Origin of the sequence: Liquorilactobacillus mali KCTC 3596 = DSM 20444 (genome assembly GCF_000260415.1) — a bacterium.
Classification (GTDB): domain Bacteria; phylum Bacillota; class Bacilli; order Lactobacillales; family Lactobacillaceae; genus Liquorilactobacillus; species Liquorilactobacillus mali.
The window spans coordinates 1-5,143 of sequence record NZ_BACP01000067.1 but is presented as its reverse complement, the minus strand read 5'-3'; the positions used below and the strand labels follow the sequence as shown (position 1 = coordinate 5,143).

Below are 5,143 nucleotides of genomic sequence, written 5' to 3'. Positions count from 1 at the left end.
TTAATTGCTTAATGCAACTATTTAATGATACTTGATTGTTAGATGATTGTCAACATTTTTTGTTATAAAAAACAAAAAAACGAATAAATATCCAATAATATTCATTTTGGAAAACAGCAATTTTTTCTAATTTCACAACAATCACTGAATGACCAACAAAAAATATAATATCAATTTATTCATTCACAGTCAAGTATTATTTTTAGTTTTTTTTCAATTCATTTTCTATATCATGCATTGCATCATCAATCCAACCATTCAATCGCATTTCTATTGGCTTAAAACCATCATTAACTTTATAGTTTGTCCAATAATGCTTGTGCTCACATCTGATATGGTCTCCCTTTAGATTAATGTGTGGTTCTTTTATGCACCTTAATGATAAACTTATTTTCCCAGTATACTCATCAATATCGATAATCATTACTTTAACAGTTTGATTAGTTTTTAGATAACGATGAATATCAGAAACAAAGCCGTGATGACATTCTGAAATATGTATCAAGCCTTGAGTATGAGCATCGAGTGCAACAAACGCCCCATATGCCTGTATTCCAGTTATCTTTCCCTCGACAATTGATCCGATTTTATATTCCATTGCTGTCACCTCTTACCAAAAACTATTCAGCAATAACCTTGTTAATTATTACATCATCAACCGGCTTGTCTTGTATACTTTCAACACCGGCAATTTCATCAACTACAGCTAACCCAGAGCGAACTTGTCCAAAGACTGTGTGATGATGGTCTAACCATGGTGTACCACCTTTTCGATACTCTTCTATTATTTCAGAAGGGTACCCTGCTTGTTGCATCTGTTCTATCATTTGACTAGGAAGATTCTTATTTTGAACGATGAAAAACTGGCTTCCGTTTGTATTTGGTCCAGCATTTGCCATAGACAATGCCCCTCTTAAATTAAAAAGCTCATTTGAAAATTCATCTTCAAAAGATTTATTCCAAATACTTTGTCCACCCATACCAGTACCTGTAGGATCGCCGCCTTGAATCATAAAATCTGCTATCACCCGATGAAAAATAACACCTTCATAATAACCATTTTGTGCAAGCTTGAGAAAATTCTCGACCGTTTTAGGGGCTTTCTTTGGAAAAAGCTCGATTACGATATCACCATGGTTTGTCTGCAGTGTCACTTTTGGGTTTGTTTTATTTTCTTCTAGTTGTGGAAACATTCCTAATTCCTCCTCTTTTTACATAATTCATTTTATCGAAATACTAAATATTTTTCCAATTTAATTTATTTTGCAAACTAATTATGCTAATGTATTTTAGTGTACATAATTGAAAGGAGCATTACAATGGAAAACGAAAATTACTACGATATTACCATTATTGGCGGTGGTCCTGTCGGAATTTTTGCAGCAACGTATGCTCGCATGCGCCAAGCCAAGATACAGTTGATTGAAAGTCTTGACCAATTAGGAGGTCAAGTCAGCACACTATTCCCAGCAAAAAGCTTATATGACATCCCAGGGTTTGATTCTATTAAGGGTGATCATCTTATTAGTAATCTTTTAAGTCAAAACAATCAATTTAAGCCCGATATTTTTTTAAATGAAACTGTCCAAGATATCGCTAAAACAGATTTAGGTTTTGTAATCACCACCACAAAGAAAAAAACTTATTCACGAACCATTATCATTGCAACTGGTGTCGGCGCCTTTCAACCGCGAAAACTTGCCGTCGAAAACGCAGATAAGTTTGAAAACAAACAGCTTCGTTACTTCGTAAAAAATCTTCAAGATTTCCGTGGTAAGGATATTGCTATTGCTGGAGGTGGCGATTCAGCCGTCGACTGGGCACTCGAAATACAAAATATTGCTAAATCAGTTTGCTTGATTCATAGAAGAGACAGATTTAGAGCCCTTGAAAACAGTATTGAACAATTAAAAAAAACAAATACAATTTTCGAGACTCCTTACCTCATCAGTGGTTTAAACTCTGAAAATGAAAAAATAAAAATTACTCTTAACAAAGTAAAAACTGATGAAACAAAAGAAATAATTGTTGACTTTCTTCTGGTAAACTACGGCTTTGTTTCTGACAATAAAATACTTAAATCATGGAATCTCGAAACAGCACATAATCTGATTAAAGTGAAAACAGACATGGAAACATCCATTCCAGGAATTTTTGCCGTAGGCGATATAATTGACTATCCTGGACGAGTCAATCTAATTGCCACAGGTTTTGGAGAGGCTCCTATCGCTATTAATAGTGCAATGAACATAATCCATCCCGATATTCGCCAAGCCGCTCACAGCACTCAGCTCATTAAAAACTTTCCAGAATTAAACTAATAAAACAAGGAGTAACTCATGAGTTTTTTAATTGATTTTATTTTACACATTGATACCCATTTAATAACAATTGTCAATACGTTCGGAAATTGGACTTACCTCATTTTATTTACAATCATATTTATTGAAACCGGTGCTGTAATACTACCTTTCTTGCCTGGTGATTCTTTGCTTTTTGCCGCAAGTGCACTAGCAGCAAATTCTACATATCACTTAAACATCTGGGTATTTGTCTTGTTATTCTGGTTAGCGCCCATTCTCGGAGATTCCCTTAATTTCTTCATCGGTCACAAAATAGGGAACTCTATAAACAAAAACTCTTTCTTAGGAAGATTCATCAAAGAAGAAAATCTTGAACATACCCGTGCCTTCTTTGAAAAACATGGTGGTGTTGCAATCTCATTGGCACGCTTCATGCCGATTATCAGAACAATGTCTCCATTCGTTGCCGGCAGCAGCCACATGCCTTACAACAAATTTTTCCGTTACAATATTCTAGGTGCAACAGCATGGATGATTTTATGCTGTGGTTCAGGTTATTTCTTCGGAAACATTCCGTTCGTAAAAGAACATTTTTCATTAGTAGTAATTGGAATTATTGTTGTTTCACTAATTCCAGCAATAATAGGAGTTTTCAAAAAAAGGCACTGATTAAGAGCCGCACTTTAAATTTTCTAAACAAACATAATTAAAAAATATCCCTCACGTTAAAAAAACTATAGCGTGGGGGTATTTCTTAGCCGTAATTAATCTTTATTCTTTCAGTATGCCACTACAATTGTTAACTATCGTTTCCTTCTACCGCTAGTACTTACAAATCCAAATCCAAATATTTGATATCAGGACGTTCCTTAAATCCTAAGTGTTCCCAAAATTTTTGTCCCTCACTATTATCCTTAACTGTAAACAACCCAACTTTTTCAATATTTTTGAGCCTAAATTCTTCTAGAACCTTTGAAATTAAATTCTTTCCAATCTGCTGATGTTGAAAGCTTTCAGCAACCGCAACATGGTAAAAATAACCTTTTCTACCATCAGTTGCTCCTAGGATTGTTGCAATTACTATTCCCTGTTCTTCAGCGATAAAACACAGATCAGGGTTGCGGTCAATTACTCTCTTAATTCCAGCCCGTGTATTATCTAAAGACTGAAGATTCATCCCAGGTGTTCTCTCCCATAAAGCAAGCGCCTGCTCATAATCATTAATCGTCATTTTTCTGAATTCAACCATTTTTATTCTCCCTTGAAACTTATTTCATGTGAACTTTGTTTTCCTTGAATGATGGTCAATGCATCATTTAGAGCCTGTTTCACCATTCGTTCAACCGCAATATCTGTATAAAATGCAATATGCGGTGTCAAAATCACATTTGGCAATTGCTTGAGCAAATTATAGTTGGCCACTGGAGTCTGCCTATCAAATTTCAAATTAAAAATCTTGGTTTCCTCCTCAACAACATCTAATGCTGCTCCTGCAATCTGCTTGTTCTCCAAGGCAGCTATCAAGTCAACAGTATTTACAACAGGTCCCCGAGAATCATTTATCAAAAAAGCAGTTGGCTTCATCTTGGAAAAAGCATTTTGATCGATTAAATGAGTATTTTGCTTATTCAAATAAACATGTGAAGTCACAATATCTGCCTTTCGATAAATTTCATCCTTTTCAACGTAATTCAAAATTCCAGCTCGCTCTAATTCCGGTTTTCTTACTAAATCATTTCCAAGGACTGTTGCCCCTAAACTGTGAAATATCTGAGCAACAGTGGTTCCAATTCTGCCAACTCCGACAATACCAATGACATACTCTGAAAGTTCACGTGAACGCAATCCATCGACAACATAATCGTTATTATCTAAGCGTACCTTGAACTCTGGGTAATGTCTGATCAATTGCATTGCCTGCATCAAAACCAATTCTGCAACCGCATGCGGAGAATACGAAGGAACATTAGTAACTTTGATGCCATTCAATTCAGCTGCATGAAGGTCAATTGTATCTATCCCTGCCGAACGACAAGATAACTGATGAATCCCATAATTTTTCAAAGTTTGATAAATCGAACCGTCTTCATCTAGACGACTACGTTGCTTAAAAATAATTCCGTCATACCCTTTTGCATATCCTATGGTATCTGTATGAAGTTCAAAGGGAACACTTTTAACTTCAACTTCATTTTCCTTGCTCCATTGTACAATAAACGGTTCTTCATCTTGTCGAACATGATAAGCAATTATTCTTGTCAACTTATTTTTGCCTGCCTTTCACAAATCTCTCTAGACGTTTCATTGCCTCAGTCAACTTATCATCCGAGACAGCGTAGCTAATTCGAAAATATTTTTGATCTTGGGTTGCAAATGCCGCTCCAGGAATAACCGCAACATGTGCCCTTTGTGCAAGGGTTCTCGCATAATCAATACTAGAACCTTGAAAATCAAGAGGTAATCTGATATAGATGTAAAATGCCCCATCAGTTGGTATAAAAGAATAGCCGATTTTCTTTAGCCACTTACATACAAAATCTCTTTTCTTTTCATACTCTGCACGCATCACTTTTATATCATCATCACCATTAACTAATCCTTCCGCGGCAGCAATCATATTTATAGTACCAATCGTCGCAATATTAGCCTGATGAAGCTTTGCCAAATTTGTAATTATTTCCCTTGGCCCGCATAGATAGCCCACACGCCAGCCGGTCATGGCATAAGACTTAGATACACCATTAACTAGCAGCGTTTTCTCCGGCAAATAAGATGCAATTGATACATGTTTTTTCTTGTAGACAAGTTCACTGTAAATTTCATCACTCAAAACAACTATT

At 35.7% G+C, this 5,143-nt stretch carries 7 protein-coding genes; 2 read left to right on the top strand and 5 right to left on the bottom strand.

What is annotated here, in order from left to right; all coding sequences use genetic code 11:
- Positions 1 to 202: 202 nt before the first annotated feature.
- Positions 203 to 598: a CvfD/Ygs/GSP13 family RNA-binding post-transcriptional regulator gene (locus tag GSM_RS12380; protein ID WP_003687353.1), complete on the bottom strand. Its 396-nt coding sequence runs from the start codon at positions 596 to 598 to the stop codon at positions 203 to 205.
- Between the two features lie 22 nt (positions 599 to 620).
- On the bottom strand, positions 621 to 1,193 hold the full coding sequence (locus GSM_RS12375) for a peptidylprolyl isomerase (protein ID WP_003687355.1): 573 nt from the start codon (positions 1,191 to 1,193) through the stop codon (positions 621 to 623).
- Positions 1,194 to 1,319: 126 nt separating this feature from the next.
- Between GSM_RS12375 and GSM_RS12370 the strand changes: the two genes are divergently transcribed.
- Positions 1,320 to 2,321, top strand: a complete 1,002-nt coding sequence (locus GSM_RS12370) for an NAD(P)/FAD-dependent oxidoreductase (protein WP_010078368.1) — start codon at positions 1,320 to 1,322, stop codon at positions 2,319 to 2,321.
- 18 nt (positions 2,322 to 2,339) lie between these two features.
- Positions 2,340 to 2,972 carry a VTT domain-containing protein gene (locus GSM_RS12365; protein ID WP_003687364.1) on the top strand — a complete coding sequence of 211 codons (633 nt, stop codon included), beginning with the start codon at positions 2,340 to 2,342 and terminating at the stop codon, positions 2,970 to 2,972.
- 160 nt (positions 2,973 to 3,132) lie between these two features.
- Here the strand turns inward: GSM_RS12365 and GSM_RS12360 are convergent, their stop codons facing one another.
- The 3 genes from GSM_RS12360 to GSM_RS12350 all read right to left on the bottom strand — a co-directional run.
- Positions 3,133 to 3,552: a GNAT family N-acetyltransferase gene (locus GSM_RS12360; protein ID WP_003687366.1), complete on the bottom strand. Its 420-nt coding sequence runs from the start codon at positions 3,550 to 3,552 to the stop codon at positions 3,133 to 3,135.
- Between the two features lie 2 nt (positions 3,553 to 3,554).
- On the bottom strand, positions 3,555 to 4,565 hold the full coding sequence (locus GSM_RS12355; protein WP_003687367.1) for a D-2-hydroxyacid dehydrogenase: 1,011 nt from the start codon (positions 4,563 to 4,565) through the stop codon (positions 3,555 to 3,557).
- A gap of 1 nt (position 4,566) precedes the next feature.
- Positions 4,567 to 5,143: pyridoxal phosphate-dependent aminotransferase (locus tag GSM_RS12350; RefSeq protein WP_010078367.1), on the bottom strand; the 577-nt coding region annotated here is incomplete at its 5' end.